Below are 25,655 nucleotides of genomic sequence, written 5' to 3' on the forward strand. Positions count from 1 at the left end.
CATGCAGTTTATACATTTAATACGTTTAAATATAAATCGAAAATTCAGTCTTATTATCACATGTAAATAGGAGGACCTTCAATAAAAACGCAAAAAAAAGAAGGGCAAGCCCTTCTTTTTTCATAATTACTTCTTGTTTACGTTTGTAGCTTGAGGTCCACGGTTACCTTGTTCTACTTCGAAAGTAACTTCTTGACCTTCTTCTAAAGATTTGAAGCCGTCGCCTTGGATAGCTGAGAAATGTACGAATACGTCTTCTCCGCCTTCAACCTCGATGAAACCGAAACCTTTTTCTGCGTTAAACCATTTTACTTTACCGTTTTGCATTTAAAAAATCCTCCTACAATGTACCTATATGTACATATTCATTTTCAACCACTTTACAATAATACATCATATATTAAAAAACTGCAACCCCCGAGGAGATTTAACATTGCTATCCTCCTCGGAAGTTACAGCTCATTTAAATCTCTATATTATTAAAAGTAAAATGGTTTAAAGTAACTATATCATATCAATATAATAAAAGTAAAGTTTTTTTAAGCTATACAGCTTTTTTCTTCCATTGCATCTCTTTTAATTCACCTGATCCAGCTACAACATAGCCTTCTTTTTCATTAACAATGCGCCAACCATGGCCTTTAACCGAATCACATACTGTAACAATTCCTTCTTCAAGAAGCACACGGCAAACGGTACTAATTCCCGCCTTATTTTGCGTTGACGTTGTATATAACACATGTTGATCCACACTTAAATCTAAATAACTACTCGCTTTTTGTTCACTTTGACATGTATGCCAACCTATTTTATCACTTTCGATACTCTCATCTATTCTGCAAAAAGAAATATTCCCGCTAATTCCCTTGCACGATCCACTTGCCGATACTAAATAGGAATTATGTATAGTCAACGCAGAAATCATCTGATTCATCGCTATTTTAATCCTTTTTAATTTACGTGTCTCTAAATCAAAAAGCCAAACACCACCATATTTAGTATGTATTTTCGTACCGATAAATAAGTAATGTTTATATAAAAATAATGATCGAATAGATGGTGCCTCGCTACCGTAATTAAGAAATGGCTGAATAGTCTCCCATGTGGAACCAAAATTATTAGAATGATACAGTGTTTTATCTCCATGAGCAATTACTGTTCCATTCTCATTACTACATACATTCCAACTCGTTGCTTTCGTTGGAAAGCGCTGGATCGTCCACGTTTCTCCACCATTCATACTACGAATAAAAACTCCTTCGTCTCCTACTCCGTAAACTACGTTACCTTCACTATGTAAATCTCGAATTCGTTTTTGGAAACCAGTTAAAACCTGTTTCCATTCTCCATCTTTTTCAATGAATAAACCATTATATGTAGTAGCTAACAAAAGCTTCCCATCTCTTAACTTTGTAATAGCAGTTGCACTTAACATTGTTTCCACGTTGACACTCCCATTCCTAGAACTTCTCGGCAAAAGCAATTGCAAAATCACTGCATTTTTCAACATCATCTTTATCTTCTGGAGCTAATTCAATTTTCAATCCTTCTTGTACAAGTTCTGCCCCGCATTTTACAAGACGTTCTTCAAATATCGTTACCGCTTCACAAAACAGTTCATACGCTGTATCACCTGATCCAAAAACAGCCACTTTTTTACCCGTTAAATCTATATTTTCTAACTCATCATGGAAATCTTCCGCTTCAAATGGTAATTCACCATCACCCCACGTATAAGATCCTAAAATGATTCCATCATAAGCTAATAATTCTTCAGCATCCATACCTTCCATCTCTTGCAATACTACTTCATGATCAAAGGCATCTAAACTTACTTTAATTAAATCAGCAATACTCTCTGTATTCCCTGACATACTTGCATACGCTATTAAAATTTTCGCCACTTTGACATCCCCCTTTTACAATAAATGATTCTCATTCTCATTATATTAATAATGAGAATCAATTTCAATTATATTTTTGTTATTTTATTTTATTCCATAAAAAAAGAACAGATGACTATACAATCATCTGTTCCTTTTTATTACTTTTTAAAAATACCAAATGGTTTTCCAACTGGTAATACAACTTTTTCGAAGTGTGTATTTAACACAGCTGCTGCTGAACCATAGAAAGATAATAATGAAATACATAGTTCAGAATACGCTGCTAAATTATGCATTGCGTGCGGCATAACACCTAAAGTACTTAATGAAAGACCGATAAATAAGAAATCAATAAGGACGAAAATCATAAATAATACTTTATGTGTTTCCATTGCACCAATTGTCATAAAGATCGTGAAAATCAAGTATCCGATAAAGGCTACACCAAGCTGTTTTGAATCTGCAGTTTGGGCTAATTTTTCGCCAAATACTCCAAGTTGAATTAACCAAGTCATTCCAACACCTAACCAAAATAGGCCGTACGCACCAAATGCTGTTGTACCGAACGTATTGTTATGCTTTGCATCGTGAATGCATGCAAAGATTTGTGCAAATCCTCCTAAAAAGATTGCCCATGGTAATACAAGTGAAACGCCATCTGTTAAGCCTAACTTTTGAGATGATGCTACAAGTGTTACCATCGCTAATCCAAATAGACCAATTCCAGATGGATCTGCTGTTGTCATTTTCACATGATGTGTAGTAGTTTGATTGCTCATATAAACCTCCTGATTATAAACATACTCGAATACAATACTTAAATCAGAAGGCTATGTCAATGGTTTTTTTTGTATGTTGTCAGACCTTATTTCCTATAATAATCGAATACACTTTGGGCCACATCATACGGTTTTATATTTACATTTGGCAACTCATTTATCGGCATCCATAAAGGAATATAACTCCCTCTATCTTTCAACTCGAACTCCTCGCCTTTACCACTTCCGAAAACTCCACCTATAATATGGGCATTATAATAATACTCCGTACCTTTATACTTCACCTTTGCAATCAGATGCTCCACTTGTATATGTACCCCTAATTCTTCATAAATCTCTCGCTTCGTTGCTTCTTCAGGTGTTTCTCCTTCTTCAATTCCCCCGCCTGGAAAAACAAAATACATCTCACCTTCTCGAACACGTTTTATAAGAGCGATTTTACCGTCCTGTACAATAATAGCTGCACCGCGATTTCTTCTCACTTTATTACCTCAACACCAATCGCAACTGTTCCCCATTCTTTTTCTTGTTCTTTCGTATAGATTTTGTATGTACTTTCTAACATTTCCTCTAAGCTAACATTTTCACGGTCAAATAATTTTTTATCAATTTGTTCGTACATTTCCTTAAAACTCTCGTATCGCTTTACCTCTATTACCTTTACAATAATTGTTTCTGCCGTCATAAGGTTGGTAAATACAATTTCATCACCATGTTTTATTTGTTGACGCTTTTTATCATACAATCTAACTTCAAATACTTTTTTACCCGAATAAATAGATTGAAAAGGCTCATTATATAGTCCCATTTTATGTCTCATATTTCCCACTCCTTTTCATTAGTCTAACATATAGGGAATATTCATTTTCCCTCTCCTCAGAAATACTAAACGTAACAATCTTACCGGTTGTTAGAAGTGAAGAATTAATAATAATGATGCTATACTGTATACGTTGTCCAATAAAATCCCACACATATGAGAGGAGTTTTCTACACTATGCGCTACGTTATCGTAACAGGAAGTTCACAAGGTTTAGGTGAGGCAATCGCCGTGCAATTGTTAGAAGAAAATACAACCGTTATCTCTATTTCTAGGAGAGAAAATAAAAAGCTTACAAAAATCGCCGAGCAAAACAACAGCAATTGTATTTTCCATTCCATAGATCTTCAAGATGTACATAATTTAGAAACGCATTTTAACGAAGTCTTTTCATCTATTCAAAAAGACAATGTCTCATCGATTCATTTAATTAATAATGCAGGCACAGTTGCACCAATAAAACCCATCGAAAAATCAGAAAGTGAACAATTCATTACGAACGTTCAAATTAATTTAATTGCACCGATGATCCTTACTTCCACTTTCATGAAACAGACGAAAGACTGGAAAGTAGATAAACGCATTATAAATATTTCATCTGGTGCAGGAAAAAATCCTTATTTCGGATGGGGAGCTTATTGTACAACGAAAGCCGGTATAAATATGTTTACACAGTGCGTAGCTACTGAAGAAGTGGAGAAAGACTATCCTGTAAAAACTGTCGCTTTTGCACCGGGTGTTGTTGATACAAATATGCAAGCACAAATTCGTGAAACAAATAAGGAAGACTTTATTAACTTAGACCGCTTCACCGCATTAAAAGAAAAAGGAAAGCTACTGTCACCTGAATATGTTGCGAAAGCTATTCGTAACTTACTAGAGACTGAAGACTTTCCGCAAGGCGAGGTTATTCGAATTGATGAATAACGAAAAGGCACGCTAAATTAGCGCGCCTTTTTGTTCTATTTCTCTAAAAATATAAGTACCGACTCCATAATCTTCTCATAACCAATTTCTTGATAAATTTTATTAGACGTTGGATTTGCTAGATCGGTATATAATGTCGTTGTTTTGTAGCCTTCATCTAGCATACGTTGACTAAGTTCGGCTACACAAATAGATGCATATCCTTTTTTTCGTTCCTCTTTCGGCGTATAAACGAAATTGACTGTTATATTATTTGTAGTCGGTCTCGTTTTTGCAGCTACAGAGACTAGTTTTCCGCCCACCTCCAGACCAAATAGACGGTTAGTAGTTATTAGTGTATATGCAGTTTGTTTTGCTTCTTCTTTCGTAGTAGGAAGCTTCACATCTTCACAAAATTGATGTATCCACTGTTCTATTAATGGCAGCTCATCACTATTTACTGCACGAAAAATTCCATCTCCGCTCCACTTCTTCTTTACTCGTTTTAATTCATATACACCTTGTTCCATTCCAAGTGTAGTTTTTTTCCGTTCTAATATCGCAATCTCTTCAGCTAACTTCTGTATGACTTTCTTATTACCAATGAAACCAGGAATATCCGGATATACTTTCGTTAACTCCTTTGCAAGTTCCGCTATATCCTCTTCCGAAATTTCAGAAGTTGCAACAATCATTTGTATCTTCTCTTCTGTTTGAAGAAATACAACCGCAATTTCCTCTCCTTGTTTCGCTACCCCCATAAATATCGGTTCTTGAACAACTTGCAATACACCTAATATTAAATTATTTCCCTGCTCGTTCTCTCCTAAAAATGATGTAACATCTTCTTTAAAACGGAGAACATCTTCATATACATGCAATTGAATCATCGACAATCTCTTCCCTCGATTTATATTTTAATTAAGTATTGGCGATTAATTCATTAAATCCTTCTTTTACGATTCAATAACATTTGAAACTAATGTGTTCAAATCATTTTCAGCATGCAACACTCTCTTCTTTTCCTTTTCAAATAGCTCTTCTTCTTTTCGAAACGATTCTTTACGTTTATTAATCATACGCTCCATCTCTTTTTTACTCGGTCCACCATATACATTTCTTTTTTGAATAAAAGCTTCTGGTGATATAATTTCTTTCCACTCTTCTTCTAATAAATTTACTTTCAAATTTTCTTGTAAGTATACATTTATGTCTTTGAAATTTAATTCATGTAACTCCTTTTTCTGTTCCAATGACATATTCGCAATCGCACTTGCTGCATGATGTGCATGCCGAAATGGTATTTCATAGTTTTTTGTTAAAACATCTGCGAAATCTGTAATCGTAATCGCGTGTTTATATGAGCGACTTTTTAACGTTTCCTCTTCTACTTTCATCGTTCGAATAACTGCGTTCATAATACAAAAAACACGAATCGCCTTTTCGATTCCTTTATATAAATACGGCTGCAAGTCATCCTCCGTATCGACAATATCGCCAAATGGTGTATTATGAATCATTTGAAATACAGTAAATGCTTCCCCTAAAGCACTACTCGTAATAGCACGGGCATGTTCAATTGAAACAGGATTTCGTTTTTGCGGCATAATACTACTTATTTGCACATATGGCTTTGCTACAGTAATCCCATCATATTCTTTCGTCGCTAATAGTAAAAAATCATGAATCCATCTACTCGTGTTCGTCATAATAACCATTAGTAACGAGCTAACTTCTAATAAATAATCCGCTCCAGCAACAGCATCATATGAGTTCTCAATTACATTTGTAAACCCAAGTAACTGCGCAACTCGTTCTCTCTTAATAGGAAAACTTGTTGTAGAAAGGGCAGCTGCCCCCATTGGAGAATGATTTACAAGATGATACGCTTTTTTCATTCTTTCTAAATCTCGTTGCATCGTATCGTAAATTGCTAAAACATAATGACCAAATGTTGTCGGCTGCGCCGGTTGTGTATGTGTATACGCGGGCATAATTGTTTCCATATGTTCACCGGCAAGCTCCAGCATACTTTCTTGCAGCAATAAATGATGTTCCATTAACCGTAATACAAATTGCCGTAAACTCATGCGATACATCGTTACACCCATATCATTTCTACTTCTACCGATATGCATATTACTTACAAATTCACACTTTGCTTCTTGAGAAAGCAAATGTTCAACTAAGAAAAAAAGATCTTCATGTTGCTCTGTATATAGCAACTTCTCCTTTGGAATCCCCTCTACTTTTTTAAGTGCGGTTAATATAACTTTCGCTTCTTCTCTTTTCATCAACTTTTCTTCAGTTAACATAGTAATATGTGCCCTATGCACTTGAAACATTTCTTTTAATAAATAATTACGCTGAAAATTAAATACGTGCTGTAATACACAATCTACATATGTTTTCCCAGGGAAATCAGCGCCTTCCTTCTTAATAAACTCTTCTTTACTCTGTTTCATCACCTTTTCCCCTTTCGCCTAAGTGTTACTACCCATCATACCCAGGGATGGTGAAAAAGTGCTTGTACATAAAAATAAACTCGGCGCTCATAGCACCGAGTTTACTTAATAAAAGTCGCATCATACTTATCACTTTGCAACACTTGGAAGTGTAGATTTGCTAAATGTTTACGTATTTCAGCACTGTCATCTTCATTTAAATTATTTGCCAAGAAAACAATTTCTGTACAGTTTCCGCGTTTATCCATTGCATAAACTGCTTTTGTTACCGTCCATGGTGTATAACCATTCTTTTGCCCGGCATGCCTGAATGTTTTACGATATTTCTTTGCACTCATATCTGTTTCGACGATATTCGCCCACACTTTTTCTTCCGCTTCTGTAAGGCCACCTTGATGATTTGCCTTTTGAAGCAGTACCATATAATCGTTAGCGGAAGCAGCCGGCAATCTATCCGACCAAATTTTGTCGTAACGCTCCTCTAAATATAGAGGAATTTCCTTCTGTAATAATGGTCCCTTCTTTTTTAAGCGTTCATGAATAATCATAGCATATTCACGATATTGCTCTTGAGACATTTCTTTTAACTTTTTCTCTATTTTATATTTTGGAACATGTAATTCTTTATGCAAATATCCCGGAATGTATAAAGATGAAACGATCGGAAATAGCGGTTGATGTGCAGGAAGCGCTAAACTTTGTAAATTCCGATTAATATTGTCTAATCCTAATACCTCCATTAAATATTCAGTATTTGCATTAGAACTAAACTTAACCATTCCTTTTGCAACTTCTTCTAAAGAAACCGCTCCTTCAGTTATCTTTTCTTTTTTTTGTAAATAATTTTGCCATCTATCTTGTGCACCACCATCTGTACTCGGCACATAATAACGATTCACATCATTAATTGAAACGAGACTAGACGGATCGATTTTCCCCTCTGTAACTTGTTTCGTATATTCAAGCGCCACAATTAACTTCATCGTACTAGCAACTGGCAATACAACATCTGGATTTACAGAATACACAACTTTATCATTTCTCTTTACTAGAAGAGCGCTATTTTTTTCATTTTTATGCTCTTCAATAAAGGATGCGATGTACTGCGCATCATCATTATTTGAACTCCACACTTTTTTCACTAAAAAGTTACCCGATATCAGCAAAACAAAAATACCCACAATCACTGCGCATACTATAGTTTTTTTCAAGTAAAATTCCTCTCCTATTGTGTAACTCTTCTCTATTTATCTCTTAAAAACAAAATAATCATCTCCATTATTTTAACTTGCATGTTCCTATTATGTCTACGTCATAATTTTCACAAAATCCTCAAGAAACTTTTTATAATGTAATGACCAACCAATTCTCACCCAATTTTTCAATGCTTTCGCTTCAGGCTGCGGGCGAAAATCAGCGATACTTTCCCCTTTCGCAACTCCAATCGTATCAACATCAACACGGCGATACACGTAATCTAAAAGAGATGGATTTGCCGCTACCATCATCGTAACTACATCGTGCACTGGACTCCCTGTTATTTTTGGATTCAGGTTTTTATAAGCTTTATAATAATAATTGAAAATCGGTTCTATTAATTTCTTGAAATTCGTTTTAGAATGTTTCGTAATGTATTTCACCATTTCCGGTGTAATAATCGCTTCTGAAGTAACGTTAAGCGGTATTAATGTCACATTTTTTGCATTTTGCATAACTAATTGTGATGCAATTGGGTCTCCATGAAAATTTGCCTCCGCGACTGGCGTAACATTTCCGGGCATTAAAAAAGCACCGCCCATTATATAATATTCTTTCACGTACTTCATCATCGGTTTTTCTAAAATAAATGCCGTCGCCAATGTTGTTGACCTGCCAGCATCAACAATGATTAATTCTCCTTTATACTTTTCAAGAATATCGAAAAATGCACAAAATGATTTTATATTTGGAGAAAAGGCTTTCGGAGGCTTAATTGGTCCTAAGCCATCTGCACCGTGAATCTCCGGATAATACGTCACAAAATCTCCGGATAAAGGAATTTTCGCACCATTAATAACAGGTATATCTTCTCGCCCTGCCATTTGCAATAAATACGCCGCATTACTTGTCGCCTTTTCTTGTGTTACATTTCCATATCCCGTTACGACACCAACAATATCAATATCAGGATGTAACAATCCATACATAATTGCTAAAGAGTCATCAATTCCTGGGTCTCCTAAAAATAATATTTTTTTCATAGACCTCAACTCCATCCCATCAATTGTTATTACTTTATGAATGTATGGCGGAATACAGACTGAAAAAGAAAATTTTGTATAAACAAAAAACGTAGGAACTTCGCATTAGAAGTCCCTACGTTTTTCTATATTTTTATGCTACTTTTTTCATCGTAACCATACTACCAATTATATACGCAATAAATGCAAAGCAAATCGGGAAAACAACTGTATGTATACCGAATGGATTAGGGTAGCAAAGGTGAATAAACATATAGGAACCCACTCCAACTAAAATAGATGCGAGAGCTCCAGTTGCATTTCCCTTTTTCCAATATAACCCTAGTACAATCGGCCAAATGAACGCTGCTTCTAAACCACCGAAAGAAAATAAATTTAACCAAATTAAAAAATCTGGTGGTTTAATAGCCGCTGCATATACGAGTAATCCTATGATACCAGTAATCCATAGACTACCTTTCTTTATCGTACTGTCTGCTGCATCTTTATTTATGTAATTCACATATATGTCCTTAATAATAGACGAACTTACAAGTAAAAGTAATGAGTTTACTGTAGACATTATCGCTGCCATTGGTGCAGCTAAGAAAACTCCAGCTAACCAAGGTGGCAACACTTCCATCGCGAGTAGTGGCATTACTTTATCTGGTACCGTTATGCCTGGAAGGACTACTCTTGCAAACACACCTGTTAAATGCATACCAATCATAATTGTACCGACGACAACCGTTCCAATGATTAATGCTTGGTGCATAGCTTTTGAATTTTTATAAGACATAGCACGCACACTAATTTGCGGTAATCCAACGACACCAATTCCAATTAAAATCCAAAATGATGTGACATATGATTTCGTTAAACTACCATCCGCTCCGAACGGTGTTATTAAATTCGGATTAATTTGAATAAGTTCCTGCATAATCTTTTCAACTCCGCCACCAGCAATGACAGTAGCAATTAAAATGATTGTTGTTCCGACTAACATAATGATTCCTAATAACGTATCTGATAAAGCGACTGCACGAAATCCACCAATTAACACATACACAAGTACAGAAAATGTAAATAAAAATAGTGCCGTTGTGTAGGAAAGTCCTGTTAGCGACTCAATTAATCGTCCGCCGCCAACCCACTGGGCTACTGTTGCTGAGAACAAAAAGATTATAATACATAACGCAGAAAGAACAACTACCGCTTTATTATTGTATCTGCCCTTTAAATAATCAATAAGCGTAATTGCTTCCATCTTCCTAGCGATAATAGCAAACTTTTTACCGATAACCGTTAAAACGATATATCCTGTTACAACTTGAATCGCTGATAACAGCACCCATCCCAGACCCATATTGTAAGCAATACCAGGCCCGCCGATAAAGCTACTTGCACTACCGTACGTAGCAATCATCGTCATAGCTAATAATAAGCCACCAAGTTCACGCCCACCAAGAAAATATTCTTGTAAAAATTTATTATTAGCAGTTGCTTGTACACGTCTTGATGCATATACACCAATTAAAAACACAACGATAAAAGAAATTATCATTGGGATTATTACATACCAATTCATCTATCATTCCTCACTTTTTTCTTCCTCATCGAGTGGAATATCTTGAAATAAAAAACGAACAACTAAAATAAGCAAAATAACCATTACGATAAATCCAACGATACAGCTATAAAAAAACCATGCTGGAAAACCTAATACATATGTATATTCACTCGGATCCTTACTTCCAAGCCCATAAGCAAATCCATACCATATTATAAAATTAATAATAGCTAATCCAATACCAATTAACGCTTCTCTATGGGCAACTCGAAAGCGCGGATCATCATGATAATTCTTCATTTTCTCCCTCCTCTCACGATGTATAATTGTACCACTGTTTTTCTAGTTTTTCCTAATAGAAAACAAAAACGCGCAGGATTTTTTGTAATTATATAGAATACAATGTTTCATTACATATTTTTTACAATTGTAATGAAAATGAAATTTGAATTTTCAGCATTTATTATTTATGATTTTAAGTAGAGGCTTTTCATCTAGTTCCCACATCCTTGATTTCGGAATAAACGCCGTCTCGTACTGCGTTTAAATTATATTTTCAAGGGGGTTATACAATGAGTCAACTAGCTGTAAATCTTCATGAAAAGGTAGAGAAATTTCTTCAAGGCACAAAGAAATTATATGTAAACGGATCATTTGTCGAAAGCGCTTCCGGGAAAACGTTTAAAACTCCTAACCCAGCAACTGGTGAAACACTCGCTATCGTTGCTGAAGCTGGTCGCGAAGACATTCATAAAGCTGTCGTAGCTGCTCGAATGGCTTTCGATGAAGGTCCTTGGTCACGCATGAGTACTGCTGAACGAAGCCGTCTTATGTACAAGCTCGCTGATTTAATGGAAGAGCATAAAGAAGAGCTGGCACAGCTTGAAACTTTAGATAACGGAAAACCAATCCGCGAAACTTTAGCAGCAGACGTTCCTCTTGCAATTGAACATATGCGCTATTATGCTGGCTGGGCTACAAAAATCGTTGGACAAACAATCCCTGTTTCTGGTGAATATTTTAACTATACACGCCATGAAGCTGTTGGTGTTGTCGGTCAAATTATCCCATGGAACTTCCCACTTCTTATGGCAATGTGGAAAATGGGCGCAGCCCTTGCAACAGGATGTACAATCGTTTTAAAACCTGCAGAACAAACTCCATTATCCGCTCTATACTTAGCTGAATTAATTGAAGAAGCTGGATTCCCGAAAGGCGTTGTTAACATCGTTCCTGGATTCGGTGAAACAGCTGGACAAGCTCTCGTTAATCATCCACTCGTAGATAAAATTGCATTTACAGGCTCTACTCCAGTCGGCAAACAAATTATGAGACAAGCATCTGAATCGTTAAAACGCGTTACATTAGAGCTTGGTGGTAAGTCGCCAAACATTATTTTACCAGACGCTGACTTATCTCGAGCGATTCCAGCTGCGCTTTCTGGTGTTATGTTTAACCAAGGACAAGTGTGCTGCGCTGGGTCACGCTTATTTATTCCGAAGAAAATGTACGACAATGTCATGGCTGATCTCGTTCTATATTCAAAAAAATTAAATCAAGGCGCTGGTCTAAATCCAGAGACTACAATCGGACCTCTCGTTTCTGAAGAACAGCAAAAACGTGTAATGGGCTATATTGAAAAAGGAATTGCAGAAGGTGCTGAAGTACTTTGCGGAGGAAACAAACCATTCGATCAAGGTTACTTCGTTTCTCCTACAGTATTCGCTGATGTAAATGATGAGATGACAATCGCTAAAGAAGAAATTTTCGGTCCAGTTATTTCTGCATTACCGTTTAACGATATTGATGAAGTAATTGATCGTGCGAATAAATCACAATTCGGCTTAGCGGCTGGTGTATGGACAGAAAACGTAAAAACTGCACATTATATTGCAAGCAAAGTACGTGCAGGTACAGTATGGGTAAACTGTTATAACGTCTTTGATGCAGCATCTCCATTTGGAGGATTTAAACAATCTGGCCTTGGCCGCGAAATGGGATCTTACGCGCTGAACAACTATACAGAAGTGAAGAGCGTTTGGATTAACTTAAATTAACGAGAAAGAACCTGACCTACTCGGTCAGGTTCTTTTCATTATGTATTCATTTACACTTGCAACCCACCGCTCACATTTAATACCTCTCCTGTAATGTAAGACGCATACTCTGATGCTAAAAAGGCAGCTGCGTTTGCAATATCTTCCGGTGTTCCGATTCTTCCAACTGGAATCGCTCCAACCATTTTCTCTTTTACTTTATCCGGTATTGTTTTTGTCATATCAGTATCCATAAATCCTGGACAAATCGCATTACACGTAATACCAAAACTTCCAACCTCTTTCGCTGCTGTTTTTGTTAAGCCTACAACCCCTGCTTTTGTAGCCGCATAATTTGCTTGTCCAATATTTCCTTCCCTACTAATAGAAGAAATATTAATAATCCGTCCATACTGTTGTTGTCTCATATAAAGAAGTGCTGGCTGCATACAATAAAAAACGCCAGTTAAGTTCACTTGTAATACTTGTTCCCAAGCAGACTTCTCCATCTTATGTAACATTGCATCTTTTGTAATCCCAGCGTTATTCACTAAAATATGTAATGTACCAAATTTTTGCACCGCATATTCAATTAACGACTTCGCTTCATTTTGATTACTCACATCACATCGATATAAGCTCACATTATACCCTTCATCTGATAATTCACGTGTCGTTTCTTGTAGCTTCTCTTCATTTACATCACTAATTAATACTTTAGCCCCTAGTTTTGCAAAAACTCGTGCGATTTCTTTTCCAATCCCCTGCGCAGCACCCGTTACAACAGCTGTTTTCCCATTCAACAAGTCCATCCCTATCCCCCATTTCTATTAGTTATATTGTATATTTCGGCTCTCTGCTTTCCAAATCCTCTTTGTATAAAAAAGTCTATTTGTGTCAAACTAACTTTGCAACGTCGCATAAAGTGAAACTTTAATCAGCCCTCACCAATCGGGCATTTACGGGCAGTTAATCTCCCACCTAGCTTTTTTGTTCCATCTGAATTTTGAGGTGGGAGTTTTACTACCCGTTTATGCGGGATAAAACACAAGGAGATTGTGTCGAATGAAAAAAAAGAATGTAAATCGAAACAAAGCTGCCGATGGCATTGATGTTGAGTTCGCTCGCGAACTCGCTGACCACAATGACTTAGAAGCAAACGCACGTGCAAATGCCGCTGATGCACGTCAAAAACGCCAATCAACAGAAAAATAAGGCACTACAACGTTCCTTATTCTTTTCAACAGGGACCTACTACCCATCAAAATAAACCGAGAGTATCTCTCGGTTTATTTTCTATATTTCTTTACGTAGTGCGCTAAAGCAAGTAACGGATATATATGCCCATAACTATGGTAGCGAATATAAAAGCCACCCGGTAACCCTGTACCAGTAGGATATTTTTCATTCATAGTAGACTGCGCGAGCAAATATGAAATTCCTTTTCGAATAATCGGTGTTTCTTGATCGTAGTAAGAAATAAGTGCATCAAGTGCCCACGCTGTTTGTGACGGCGTGCTAAAGGGTAAAGAAATAATTTTTTTCTCTACACTACTTTGACAGGATTCTCCCCACCCTCCGTCTTCATGCTGCAAATGCTCGAGCCATGAAGCTGCTTTTTTCAACGATGGATGAGTAGAAGGCACTTCTACTGCACGTAAGCCTGTCATCGTTGCCCATGTCCCGTATATATAACATATCCCCCATTTTCCATACCATGATCCATTCTGTTCCTGTACATCCATTAACCATTTGATAGCTTTCTTTTTTTGCTCTTCAGGCAATTCATTCGGTGCATACGTTCCGAATAATTCTAACACCCTACCTGTAATATCTGGTGTGGACGGATCGGTTATCATATCACTCGCATTTTCAATCGGCAAATTCGATAGTAACTTGCTCGTTACCCCTCGTTCAAAAGCTCCCCAGCCTCCATCATTGTTTTGCAATCCTTTTACCCATTCCACGCCTCTTCCCCAAGCCTTATCTACTCTATCATTCCCTCTACTTCGCGCTAACGCTCTAAGGACAGCTGTAGTATCGTCTATATCAGGGATCGTCGTATTAACATCTGAAAATCCCCAACCGCCAGCTACAAGTGATGATGCATGTACGCTCCAATCTACCTTTTTAGTTTGTTGTTTTTGCAATAAATACTCTGTCGCCCTTTGAATCATCTTATTTTCATTTGTAACTTTAGCTTCTTGCAATGAATAGCTAAGTAAAGCGGTATCCCATACGGTAGAAGGAGAATTTTGCAAATGACTTCCTCTGTCCATCTTCCATATATAAGATTTTAATCCTGTCACAGCTTTCTCAATAATTGGAGACTGAATAGAGTGCCCTAATGCAAGCAAAGCATAAATCATATAAAACGTAGCACTCGCATAACTATACAAAGTTCCATTTTCATCTATACGCTCCTTCATAAAGCGCTCTACTTCTTCGTATCCTTTATGATGTAACGATAATGGATAAGATATTACCTTTTTCACATCACCTAAAAACGATTGAAACAGCGGAGACCGCTCCTCTCGAAACCATTGCCCACCCCCGCCTACAATATGATTTAAATTTGGCAATAACTTTTTCTCTACACGGAATCTCTTATTCATACAAATCATCATCGGAATTAAATGTATACGCGCTGAGCTGCTTAGCCCAAATATACTGAGGGGGGAGTCATCTTGTAAAAATAAGATTGGCGTTGGAAAGTGAAAAAGCGCAGGAAATTCATATTCTCCATGAATCGCTAATAAAAATTTCGTCATAAAATGAGCACGAGAAACTCCCCCGTGTTCCTTAATAAACATTTCAGCTCGCCTCATATTCATATCTTCTTTCGAATATTTTTCCGAAGCAAGTAAAGCAGCATATGCTTGAATCGTGGCGGATAAATTCCCTCCCCTTTCATCTTCATATAATTTCCAAGTCCCTTCATTTGTTTGAAGAGATGCTAACCTTTTCACAAACGGTTCTATTTCGTCATTTCGCCCTAATAATTTGAGTAAAAAAATCATATGACAATCCGTTAGTAAAGCTCCTTCAAAACAAAATGACCACGTTCCGTCTTGCCTTTGCATCGTTTGAAGTGCAGTCGTTCTCCGCTCTATCTCCTCACGCACTTTGTCATATAGTAGCACACCGCTCACCCACCCTTTCTAAGTCCGTATACGATATTCGAAAACTTAGCTAAATATGTATGAAAACAAAGAAAAGCAGAACGTGTATTACACACATTCTGCTTACAAACAATACCCAACCCCGACAACAATTCCTAATAGTGCACCAACAACAACTTGATAGGGTGTATGTCCAACGAGCTCATTTAACTTTTTATATTCTGTTTGTCTACCATGAAAAAAATCATTCAATATTTTCGCTTGCTTACTAACCGCAAGCCTTACTCCTGAAGCATCGTACATAACAATAATGGCAAAAATAGCGGCAACCGCAAATATTGGACTCTCCACACCTTCCACCACTCCGACACCTGTAGCAAGTGCAGTAACAGTCGACGCATGCGAACTTGGCATTCCACCTGAAGCAAAGAACTTAGCAAAATCAAACTCGCCTGTTTTTATTAATTTAAAAACGACTTTCGTTAACTGTGCTAAAAACCAAGAAATTACAGCTGCTATAAGTGGGTCATTATGTAAAATTGTTTCCATGTTTTTCAGCTCCTCACTGACTATAATGGAATTTCTATATAATATAAGTATAAAGAAAAATGCGTAGAAAATACTACGCATTATGATACTTTTGCTGATTTATTTTTAATAAATTTTGGTTGTTTCTGTAGTAGAAACTTTGTTTTCGCCATTGAAAAGACAAATAAAGCAATCCATATACAGAAAAACGCAATCATATGAGTAGATGTGAAATGTTCACCAAAAACGAACACACCTAAAATTAAACTAATAGTCGGCGCGATGTATTGTAAAAATCCTATCATATAGAGCGGAATAAGTTGTGCTCCTTTAGCAAAATAAAAGAGTGGTAACGCTGTAACAATACCCGCCCCTATTAAAAGAAACGTTGATATTGCCGAAATAGAACCGAACGAACCAAAGCCATGAACTCCTGTCATAAACAAATATATAAGTGCAAATGGCGTCACTAACATCGTTTCCATCGTAAGCCCAATTGTTGCGTCGTAATTTAATAATTTTTTCGTTAATCCATATAATCCAAATGAAAAAGCAAGTGAAAGAGAAACCCATGGAATTGATCCGAAACGTATCGTTAAAATAACAACGCCTAATCCAGCTAAACCAACCGCAACATATTGCCAAAAATTAAGCTTCTCTTTTAAAACAACTGTACCAAGTAAAATACTTATAAGTGGATTAATATAATACCCAAGACTTGCTTCGATTACATGGTTATGATTTACGGCCCATATGTATACAAACCAGTTTCCACTAATAAGTACCGAAGCAATTGTTAATGACATTAATAATTTAGGTCGTTTAAAAAGGGTCACTAACTCCCCACCAAACTGACGAAACCTCTTCGTTACTCCTAAAACTAACAACATAAAAACAAATGCCCAAACGATGCGGTGTGCTAATATTTCATCCGCCGGTACTTCCTCCACCCATTTCCAATAAATCGGAAGAACTCCCCACATCGTATACGCACCCGCCGCATATATAATCCCCTGCTTTTGCTCTGCTGTTTGACTCCCCATCTTCCCTGTTCTCCTCTTCTCTTTTTTTCTTCATTATAAGGTCTCACATACTTACTTTACCAATATTCAATCTGCATTTCTTTCGACATTCCTCTTGCAAATCCGTTATATGTATAAAAACACTCCTACTGTTATAATAACGAACGCCGGAATACCGAAGACAAATTTACTTTTATGTGTCTTATGATGAAACATATACATACCAATCCAAGCTCCAACCGCTCCTCCAGCTGCAGCTGATAAAAACAACGTACTTTCTGGCGTTCTCCACTGCTTTTTCTTTGCTTTTCGCTTATCAAGCCCCATCATACTAAATGCTATAACGTTGATAATAATAAAATAAATCCATTTCATCTCTTTCTCTCCCTTAAAAAATTCGCTTTATGTTAACACGAAAACAAGGTGCGCACAAATAAAAATGGCTATAGGAAAAAAATAAAACTTTTTAACCTACAGCCATCATTGTAATACCTTATACTCTATTTCTAATCTTACTATGTTTTTTCGCGTATATAAAATAGATAAAAATACCTACAATAACCCAAATTGCAAAACTGATTAAAGTGGTTTTAGAAAGATTTAATGCTAAATATAAACAACTTACTATCGCAAGTATAGGTAAGAATGGAACTAACGGAGCACGGAACGGTCTTTTCAAATTAGGATGTGTCTTCCTTAATACAATTACAGCTATAGATACAAATATGAAAGCTGTTATCGTTCCCACATTCACTAAATTTGCCAACAAATTCAAGTCCAATAAACCTGCTAATACAGCCGCAAGAATACCCGTAATCCATGTATTAAAAAATGGTGTTTGATAACGTTTATGAACACTCGAAAATCTTTTTGGTAACAATCCATCTCGGCTCATCGAGTATGATACTCGAACAAATGCGAACATAGCAACTAACAGAACTGTTGTTAAACCAGCTATCGCTCCAACTGATAATAGACCAGCAATTCTATCCTCTCCTACAATACGCAGTGCATATGCTACTGGATCAGCTACATTCAGATCCGTAAATGGAACCATTCCAGTTAACACGAATGAAACACCAACATAAAGAATTGTACAAATGCATAAAGAGACAAGTAATCCAATTGGAACGTTACGTTGTGGGCGTTTCACTTCCTCTGCTGCTGTTGCAACTGCATCGAAACCTAAAAAGGCAAAAAATACAGTAGCAGCTCCTCCAATAACACCATGGTATCCAAAAGGAAGAAACGGCTGCCAATTCTCTGGCTTTACATAGTTTGCTCCTACAATAATAAATACTAAAATAACAGCCAGTTTGATAATAACCATTATATTATTTATACGTGCACTTTCTTTCACACCACGACTTAGTAAAAATGTAACAACTAAAATAATAATAACCGCTGGCAAGTCGATAATCCCGCCATTCCCCATCCCTGGTGCAGAAGCAACGATTGCCGGAATATGAATATTAAACCCTAGTAGCAATGACTGAAAATAGGCTGACCATCCCGCCGCCACCGCAGAAGTAGCTAATAAGTACTCTAACATAACACACCAGCCAACTATAAAAGCAAAAATCTCACCTAATGTCATATACGTATACGAATACACACTTCCTGAGACCGGGACTGTAGATGCAAATTCAGCATAACAAAAAGCTACACAAGCACATACAATTGCAGCTAACATGAAAGATAATACAATTGCTGGACCAGCATGTTTCGCTGCTACAATACCTGTTAATACGAAAATGCCTGTACCAATAATTGCTCCAATTCCTAAAAGCGTTAAATCAATTGCTCCTAAAGTTTGCTGTAACACGTTTTTCTTTTCTTCATTCATTGCTTTCTTTATAAATAAACTCATTCGTAGAAACCTCTTTTTCAAAATTATCCCTTACTCATTACAATCTTTATTACTGTTGCTATTACACATTAATAATATTCATACTTTACTTTCACTCCCTATATAAACTCCACAAATTACATGCCCAAAAATCAGAAAAATCAATCTTCTAAAAATACGCTTGTTAACAAGCGTATTTTTAGAAGATTGATTGAATTTATCACACGATTAATTATATTGTCAACAATATAATTAATTCACCCACATCGAATAATTATAAATAAAATAGTATTCCAAAATATACGATACCACTTGAAAACACTGTTAATTCCCATTTCAATACATTTTATATTATTTTGGAATTCATTTTTATACATCAGACTCAATGAAATCCCCATATACAAACAAGATAAAACCAGTCGATTCGTTATATAGAAATAATTATTCATCTTATCTTGTTAGACCGATTAACTTCCCTACAAATTGCAAACAGTATTTTCACCTAAGACAATAAAAAAAGCGCAGATGTTCATCTGCGCTTTATTCTTCCGCTTCAATTTCTGTACTATTATTATCGATATGTTCCTTTTGAGCTTCTTCTTGCAGCTCTGCTGAAATCATCGCATGATAAATTTCTGGATATAATCCAAATATTTGATATACACTTCCTAAAAACGGCATCGGAATCCCTCATTTCTAAAGTTGTATTGCCATTCTTAAGGATTCCCTTTTCACTCATTATACATTCGTTTTTGGCACTTCTTCTTCATCGGGAACATGTAATACATTTTGCCATTTTTTATAAGGCGCACTATTTGGATCCACATACCCTTTCGCATACGAACGATCCCACAATTGTTTCATAAACATCTCTTTCTCTTTCTTTGCAACCATATCTGCACCTGTTCCGTAATAGTTTTGGAAATACAACTCAATTTCATCAAGGAATAGCCTTAACAAATCGTCAGATGTTTCTTCTAACGTCGGGTCATATTTTGCCTCACGATCATACATTAAAATCATATCTAAAATATTATGGACATGCTCTTTACGAAGCCATCTAATATCTTGAGCACCTAATACAAATGCATGTGTATATAAATGTCCACCTTGTATCATTGCCTTTTCTTGCTCTTCTTCAAACCTGGACAAGATATTTTCATAAATAAACGGATTATGAAGCAATGCTCTGTGCAACTTATAACTTTCGCTTGAAATATTTTTCCCCATCGACTGGATTAAAAAGCTACGGCCGACACCGTTATATTGATACACGAATTGCCCATCAACAGCAACTAAGCTAATCCAGCGATACATATACGCGTATAGAAGAGCACGATTACATTTATCGTAATCTAACTTCGTTTGCGTTGCATTCAAGTCTGGCATAAAGGCTGGTAAGTGCCAATATTTATCTAAATGCGGCGTCAAACTAGATTTTTTACTATTTAATTTGTTCACGCGGCGATAATACGATTGAAAATAATCACCTTTATCGTTCATAAAACCATTCGCAATATGTCCAGATGAAAGCTTAGGAAAATCTTGTAGCGATAATCCGTAATGAGCACGATAACAAATCACTTCAAATGGTGAAAACGCCTCGTTTACCGTATCTTTTTCTTTAAACATTTCTTGCAATAACTCTTCTTGCAATTCTTGTTTTAAAGAAGGATGTACGCCCCAATATTGTAACTCTCTATGATGAGAAACTTTCGGAACGAACGGACTTGCTAAATGGAAAAGATCTTCAATTTTTTCACGAACGTATTCATCACGATCACGTTTCTTGAAATCTGCTTCTTTTCGCAATGCTTCAACGATATTAAGCTCTAGTTTGTCACGATAGCGCACTTGAAGTTCGTCATAACAATAACTCAATATATGTTCACGATAGAAGTCTTCCACCTTTTTCGACTGAATTTCTTCGGCTTTCGCATCACGACAATATTCCCCGTACAAGCTCATATAAATTTCAGCCGATATATCTTTCGGTAATACACCTAAATTTAAATGTTGCTGCATATCTTGCCAAATCTTTTCTTGCAATTTCTCTTCAGCTAATACGTATACATTCGTCGGGTTCGTTTTCCCCTCAAATTCCTTGCTTCGCTTTTGGATTTCAAACAATAAATTTTCACGTGTTTCGTGTAAATTATCAAAGAATCTTTCCCAATATTGGATCATTTTATCAACTGCTTGGTATAGCGATTGATACACGAGTTCTAATAACATTTCTTTACGATACTCACTTAATTTGTGGACATATTGCGTTACGATATCTTCAAATTCTTTTTTGAACAAACGTTGCTGATTATAAAACATTTTCCCGACCCAGCCTTGTTGCTGAGCAATTTCAACGCGGCGAACAGCCGTTACCGTTCCATCAATATTACTCACATTAAATTTCTTATCGTAGTTTTGAATTAAATTACGCTTTTGTTCATTATTTTCATGCAGTCGATTCATCTTCTCTACTAACTGCTTACGAATTTCATACAGCATAAAACGTGCTGCGACAGGATGAACCGGATCCGTTTTCTTTAAAAACCATGTATTTAATTGATAAGACTGTCCTTCTGAGCCACTCGGTATAAAGCGGTCTGATTCGACCATGTCATATAAAAGTGTAGTCACATGCTCATGTACACGGCTCGGAATCGCATAAGCATATAAACGAACCGCATGATCAACTCTCGCTACTTCACCTTTCATTTGTTCCATCATTTTCAGTTTCGCAGCCGATATTTTACACTCATGCTGCAGGCGGTTTAATTCTTCATCTTTTTGCACTGTACGGTGTACGTAGCTTTCGACAGCATCTAAAAACAATTTTGATTTTGCAACACCGACCTTACCGCCCTCTGCCCCTTCGCGCGTCTCATTGAACATTTGTCTATAAAAAATATGGGCCTGTTCTGGACGAGTAGCAAGATGCTCTAAATCTTCTAAATAACTTTTCCCGCGCTCTGGCTTTTCACGCTGCATACCGCGCTTTACATCTTGATCATATCTTTGCTTCTTCTCTTGAAACAGTTGATCTAAATGAAGCCAAGATTCATCTAAACCTTGCACCGCCCATTTTAAAGCACAGTATTTCAAAACGTGCTCATACGGATAAATGAGCTTCGCCGTTCCTGCTCCGCAATATCTCCCTTTCCCACTCGATTCTGCCAATTGCTGAATTTGATTATCTTCTTGCGCAAAATGATTTGCAGACATTGGACTGAATAACTGTAAATAAATCGTATTTGCCATTTGCTCCATATAATCCGATAAATTGTGCAAATGGTGCCCATGTAAATTTTCATAATCATATAAGAAACAATAATTGTACGGTAAATGATGCTGCTTTATCGTATGATTTGTTCTTCCATCTTCATCCACTTGATCAGGACGATATTCTAATTCAATCGTTACGCCGCCTCGTTTTGATAATTCACCAGTCGACCCGAGCGTAATAGCGTGCAACTCTTTTAACGATGCGTAACCATTCGCTTGCACAGTTTCAAACTCTTTCGCACTAACCGTTCTCGTCTTAACTAAAACATCTGGCATTAAAAACGCACCGCGAATTAAAATGTTGTGATGCTGCAATTTTTTCCGGAGCATTTCACGCAAATATAATGCGATTTGTAAAAACATCCCTGAGCCTGTTCCGCCAGCTAGTGATGTTACAATAATGACACGTACACCATATTCCGTCTGATCACTTGTAACTGGAAAAATCTTCTCGATTTCTTGCCAAAACGATGTGAGTTTATCTTCTTTCATCGCTGCACGCAACGCTAAACGAGAAATGACACGTAACTGTCCCGCTCCTTCCGTTAACGGTTTATCAAGTATAGTCGGGTCCATTGGGAACCACTCTGGAATCGTTGGATCTCCCGCAATATACTCTCTCGGTGTTTTACTCGAGCTCGTTTGCGTCTTAAACTTCCGAATATGATCAAATTTACTCAATGTATTCACATCTGTATCAAATACATGCATCGCTACCTTTTTACGACGCTCCTCAGGTAATCTTTCATATATTTGATGTGTGACAGTACTACCGATTCCACCTAAGCCAATTAAAATTGTTGGAACTTGTAATGTCATGTGAACCACCTTCCTATTCTTGCTTGTTTGAAAAGAAGAATAAAGAGAGCCGGGCCTCCTCCGCCCCTCTTACACCCTATCTACTATTCACATTCGTACCGGTAAATCTCCTTACCATATCCTCTATCAATTACTAAAAGTTCATTTGGATACAACGTCTTATGCTCCATTCCTACCTCTTCCTCTGTTATAAACATCCCATCAATAATCATCCCAACCACTTGCGATTCTTTTGCTACAAATATAGATTTCGATCCTTTTTTCGCTATTAATGTTACAGATTGCACAGTCTTTCTTTCTGCTCGGAATGGAATGCCAAAATAGTGCTTCCACCATTTATTTTTAAGTAACTCTGGTTCAGATTGATAAAGCCAATCTTTCGCTACTTCTTGATCCCATTCGTAATATAGTAATGCTTTCCTATGAAATCTCGGACGAACAATCCATCCTAAAATAATAATTCCTACTATTAAAAGTAATAAAGTGATAGGAATTACAAATTTAAAAACGAGCGCATACTTCTCAAAAAAAGGCGCATTTTCAATGTGCAGTACGATTTTTTCCTTTACTTCTTGTAATGTTGAATCATTGATCGTGATGGTAGCCTCTACGGTGCCGGTATCTGTAAAATTGAATGTGTCGGAGTAATAAGGTCGAGGATAAACATAAACTTGACTACCATGCTGTTTTAATTCATAGTTGATCGATTGATTCGATGTGACACCAGTAGATTTTAATAGTTTCTTTACAGCCTCTTCTGTCATCGGTTTACCATTTAACTGTGGCTGTAAAATAAATGGTTTACTATTTTCTAAATTTGTTACCTTTTCTTCATAATCTTTCGTAACAGCTTGAAGTGTTAATTTTGGTTTTTCAGCTGGTTCAATCTTGAATTCTTTCGTCTGTCTATAAAATCCCTTTATATTCATATGGACTTTCCCGCGTACTAACTCTTTACCAACCTTTGTCTCGTAATAAAACACATGTCTTTTATCATCCCACTTCATCGGATACTGCTTTCCGTCTATTTCTACTTCTGCTTCGAAATAAGAAATTTGAATTGGTAATTCAGTAGGTTTCGCTTCAATAACAGCTGTCACACCTTCATACATTTTCTCAACATTTTTTCTATCTTTATCATCTTTGTCATACGTAGAAACAGTATAGTTAAGCGCTGGTTCAACAAGTACTTGTAATCCCTCTTTCTCAATGTCCTGATCCACTTCTATCGTATATGTTCCTGGCTTAATCACTTCCTGATTCGCTGTACTTACATGCACTATATTTCCGAATAATTTAGCTTCTCCTGGTGCATGTATAGAAAAAGAAGACTGCAATTGTAACGGTTTGGAAAGTTGCATAACTTTATAATTAGACAAAGAAGGTGATTGTCGTACAAGCGTCATACGCTTTAATGGAAACGGTGTTGTAATCTCTACTTTTTTCCCTACTATTTTCGTTTTAACAATCGATTCAACAGAAGAAAATGGATCACGATTAGCAACTAATGCTGCCACTTGATTCACACTTTGTACAATACCATCCTCACCGCTAGACGGCATGACAACTCCATTCATTTCTTTTTTCCAAATCTCTTTAAACGTATTTAACTGCTCTTTTTCTTGCTGCCCTAAATCCTCTTCCATCGTGATTAAGACTGGGTGCAAAGAGATCTTTTTAGAATCCATCTCTTTCTTAAACTGTGCTAACTTCTGTGTAATTTGTTCTTTTCCGCCAACCTTATCTTTCTCCAAATCATTAAATGCCCCGTCAGTTAATACAATAAGCCAAAATTCACGTTTCCCATCTATATCTGCTTCCTTCTTTATAGATTGCATCGCCGTTTCTACTGCGCTAAATGGAGTATTTAAATATGTTTTCCACGCGCCGATCCCATCAATTTCCGTTTGCCTTTGATCCTTTGTTAACGAAATGTTTAACGGATTATCTGGCTTACTCATTGGAACGTAAGAAAATTTATCTTTCTCATCTAATAGCGCAACTAAACTTTGCAAGGCGTAATTGGCATACTTCCAACGATCGTTATTTCTCATGCTGCCCGAATCATCATATACAAGTGAAACGACCCTTTCCTTCGCCTCCTCTCCTTTTGCAAAAGCTGAAAAAGGTAAACATATAAATAGAAATAACATGAACGTGGCACAAATTCGAATTTTCATGATGAGGCTTCGCCACCTTTGTAGACAAATTCCTATGTTTAAATTTATGAGAGGAAACAAGATATATGACTTGTATTTTAGGACAACAGTTCACAACAATTACATTATGTAAACAAAAATGAACTACTCCCATATTTTATTTCGAGTTTTTTCCTTATTATATATCTGAAAT

At 36.5% G+C, this 25,655-nt stretch carries 24 protein-coding genes; 3 read left to right on the top strand and 21 right to left on the bottom strand.

From position 1 onward, the window contains the following. Window positions 1-126: 126 nt before the first annotated feature. The 6 genes from cspB to MHB76_RS16660 form a co-directional block, all read right to left on the bottom strand. Window positions 127-327: a cold shock-like protein CspB gene (gene cspB, locus MHB76_RS16635; RefSeq protein WP_001179147.1), complete on the bottom strand. Its 201-nt coding sequence runs from the start codon at window positions 325-327 to the stop codon at window positions 127-129. A gap of 217 nt (window positions 328-544) precedes the next feature. Further along, window positions 545-1,444, bottom strand: a complete 900-nt coding sequence (locus MHB76_RS16640) for a WD40/YVTN/BNR-like repeat-containing protein (RefSeq protein WP_078174150.1) — start codon at window positions 1,442-1,444, stop codon at window positions 545-547. Between the two features lie 16 nt (window positions 1,445-1,460). Continuing rightward, window positions 1,461-1,904, bottom strand: coding sequence for a flavodoxin (locus MHB76_RS16645; protein ID WP_002160966.1), 444 nt, complete (start codon window positions 1,902-1,904; stop codon window positions 1,461-1,463). 140 nt (window positions 1,905-2,044) lie between these two features. After that, window positions 2,045-2,665 carry an acetate uptake transporter gene (locus MHB76_RS16650; RefSeq protein ID WP_002111076.1) on the bottom strand — a complete coding sequence of 207 codons (621 nt, stop codon included), beginning with the start codon at window positions 2,663-2,665 and terminating at the stop codon, window positions 2,045-2,047. A gap of 86 nt (window positions 2,666-2,751) precedes the next feature. Next, on the bottom strand, window positions 2,752-3,147 hold the full coding sequence (locus MHB76_RS16655; RefSeq protein WP_002160965.1) for an NUDIX hydrolase: 396 nt from the start codon (window positions 3,145-3,147) through the stop codon (window positions 2,752-2,754). Then, entirely contained in the window at window positions 3,144-3,485 is a 342-nt protein-coding gene (locus MHB76_RS16660) for an ASCH domain-containing protein (RefSeq protein ID WP_002160964.1), read from the bottom strand. Before MHB76_RS16660 ends, MHB76_RS16655 begins: the two co-directional genes overlap by 4 nt. Window positions 3,486-3,662: 177 nt before the next feature. Here MHB76_RS16660 and MHB76_RS16665 point away from each other — a divergent pair, with 177 nt between their 5' ends. Beyond that, a complete protein-coding gene (locus MHB76_RS16665) occupies window positions 3,663-4,412 on the top strand; it encodes a (S)-benzoin forming benzil reductase (protein ID WP_078174151.1) in 750 nt (249 codons plus the stop codon). Between the two features lie 35 nt (window positions 4,413-4,447). Here MHB76_RS16665 and MHB76_RS16670 read toward each other — a convergent pair whose 3' ends face one another. From MHB76_RS16670 to MHB76_RS16695, 6 genes are all read right to left on the bottom strand, one after another. Then, complete coding sequence (locus MHB76_RS16670; RefSeq protein WP_033710880.1) at window positions 4,448-5,281, bottom strand: GNAT family N-acetyltransferase; 834 nt, start codon at window positions 5,279-5,281, stop codon at window positions 4,448-4,450. A 66-nt stretch (window positions 5,282-5,347) separates the two neighbouring features. Further along, window positions 5,348-6,856: an argininosuccinate lyase gene (argH, locus tag MHB76_RS16675; protein ID WP_002160961.1), complete on the bottom strand. Its 1,509-nt coding sequence runs from the start codon at window positions 6,854-6,856 to the stop codon at window positions 5,348-5,350. Between the two features lie 101 nt (window positions 6,857-6,957). Further along, complete coding sequence (locus MHB76_RS16680) at window positions 6,958-8,067, bottom strand: serine hydrolase (RefSeq protein ID WP_002160960.1); 1,110 nt, start codon at window positions 8,065-8,067, stop codon at window positions 6,958-6,960. A 96-nt stretch (window positions 8,068-8,163) separates the two neighbouring features. Continuing rightward, window positions 8,164-9,096, bottom strand: a complete 933-nt coding sequence (locus tag MHB76_RS16685) for a nucleoside hydrolase (protein ID WP_002160959.1) — start codon at window positions 9,094-9,096, stop codon at window positions 8,164-8,166. Window positions 9,097-9,229: 133 nt separating this feature from the next. Continuing rightward, entirely contained in the window at window positions 9,230-10,663 is a 1,434-nt protein-coding gene (panF, locus tag MHB76_RS16690) for a sodium/pantothenate symporter (RefSeq protein WP_002160958.1), read from the bottom strand. Window positions 10,664-10,666: 3 nt separating this feature from the next. After that, window positions 10,667-10,945 carry a YhdT family protein gene (locus tag MHB76_RS16695; RefSeq protein WP_002160957.1) on the bottom strand — a complete coding sequence of 93 codons (279 nt, stop codon included), beginning with the start codon at window positions 10,943-10,945 and terminating at the stop codon, window positions 10,667-10,669. 272 nt (window positions 10,946-11,217) lie between these two features. On the opposite strand from MHB76_RS16695, the gene dhaS reads away from it, so the two are divergent. Further along, window positions 11,218-12,702: an aldehyde dehydrogenase DhaS gene (gene dhaS, locus MHB76_RS16700; protein ID WP_002160956.1), complete on the top strand. Its 1,485-nt coding sequence runs from the start codon at window positions 11,218-11,220 to the stop codon at window positions 12,700-12,702. 50 nt (window positions 12,703-12,752) lie between these two features. Here dhaS and fabG read toward each other — a convergent pair whose 3' ends face one another. After that, entirely contained in the window at window positions 12,753-13,493 is a 741-nt protein-coding gene (fabG, locus tag MHB76_RS16705) for a 3-oxoacyl-ACP reductase FabG (protein WP_078174153.1), read from the bottom strand. A 253-nt stretch (window positions 13,494-13,746) separates the two neighbouring features. On the opposite strand from fabG, the gene MHB76_RS16710 reads away from it, so the two are divergent. Then, a complete protein-coding gene (locus tag MHB76_RS16710) occupies window positions 13,747-13,896 on the top strand; it encodes a YfhD family protein (protein WP_002066466.1) in 150 nt (49 codons plus the stop codon). Window positions 13,897-13,970: 74 nt separating this feature from the next. Here MHB76_RS16710 and MHB76_RS16715 read toward each other — a convergent pair whose 3' ends face one another. The 8 genes from MHB76_RS16715 to MHB76_RS16750 form a co-directional block, all read right to left on the bottom strand. Beyond that, window positions 13,971-15,824, bottom strand: a complete 1,854-nt coding sequence (locus MHB76_RS16715) for a terpene cyclase/mutase family protein (RefSeq protein ID WP_002160955.1) — start codon at window positions 15,822-15,824, stop codon at window positions 13,971-13,973. A gap of 102 nt (window positions 15,825-15,926) precedes the next feature. Then, on the bottom strand, window positions 15,927-16,352 hold the full coding sequence (locus MHB76_RS16720; RefSeq protein ID WP_002111092.1) for a divergent PAP2 family protein: 426 nt from the start codon (window positions 16,350-16,352) through the stop codon (window positions 15,927-15,929). An 80-nt stretch (window positions 16,353-16,432) separates the two neighbouring features. Then, window positions 16,433-17,374 carry an EamA family transporter RarD gene (gene rarD, locus MHB76_RS16725; RefSeq protein ID WP_078174155.1) on the bottom strand — a complete coding sequence of 314 codons (942 nt, stop codon included), beginning with the start codon at window positions 17,372-17,374 and terminating at the stop codon, window positions 16,433-16,435. Window positions 17,375-17,479: 105 nt separating this feature from the next. Next, entirely contained in the window at window positions 17,480-17,728 is a 249-nt protein-coding gene (locus tag MHB76_RS16730; RefSeq protein WP_078174156.1) for a DUF1294 domain-containing protein, read from the bottom strand. Between the two features lie 118 nt (window positions 17,729-17,846). After that, window positions 17,847-19,223 (bottom strand): APC family permease, encoded by a 1,377-nt coding sequence (locus MHB76_RS16735; protein WP_016105811.1) that lies wholly within the window; start codon window positions 19,221-19,223, stop codon window positions 17,847-17,849. 519 nt (window positions 19,224-19,742) lie between these two features. Beyond that, window positions 19,743-19,883 (bottom strand): phosphonate ABC transporter permease, encoded by a 141-nt coding sequence (locus tag MHB76_RS16740; RefSeq protein WP_002111095.1) that lies wholly within the window; start codon window positions 19,881-19,883, stop codon window positions 19,743-19,745. Between the two features lie 57 nt (window positions 19,884-19,940). Next, window positions 19,941-23,303 (bottom strand): tubulin-like doman-containing protein, encoded by a 3,363-nt coding sequence (locus tag MHB76_RS16745; RefSeq protein ID WP_078174157.1) that lies wholly within the window; start codon window positions 23,301-23,303, stop codon window positions 19,941-19,943. A gap of 83 nt (window positions 23,304-23,386) precedes the next feature. After that, window positions 23,387-25,483 carry a vWA domain-containing protein gene (locus tag MHB76_RS16750; protein WP_078174158.1) on the bottom strand — a complete coding sequence of 699 codons (2,097 nt, stop codon included), beginning with the start codon at window positions 25,481-25,483 and terminating at the stop codon, window positions 23,387-23,389. Window positions 25,484-25,655: the final 172 nt, after the last annotated feature.

Source organism: Bacillus sp. FSL M7-1345, assembly GCF_038006985.1.
GTDB classification, from domain to species: Bacteria; Bacillota; Bacilli; order Bacillales; family Bacillaceae_G; genus Bacillus_A; species Bacillus_A cereus_U.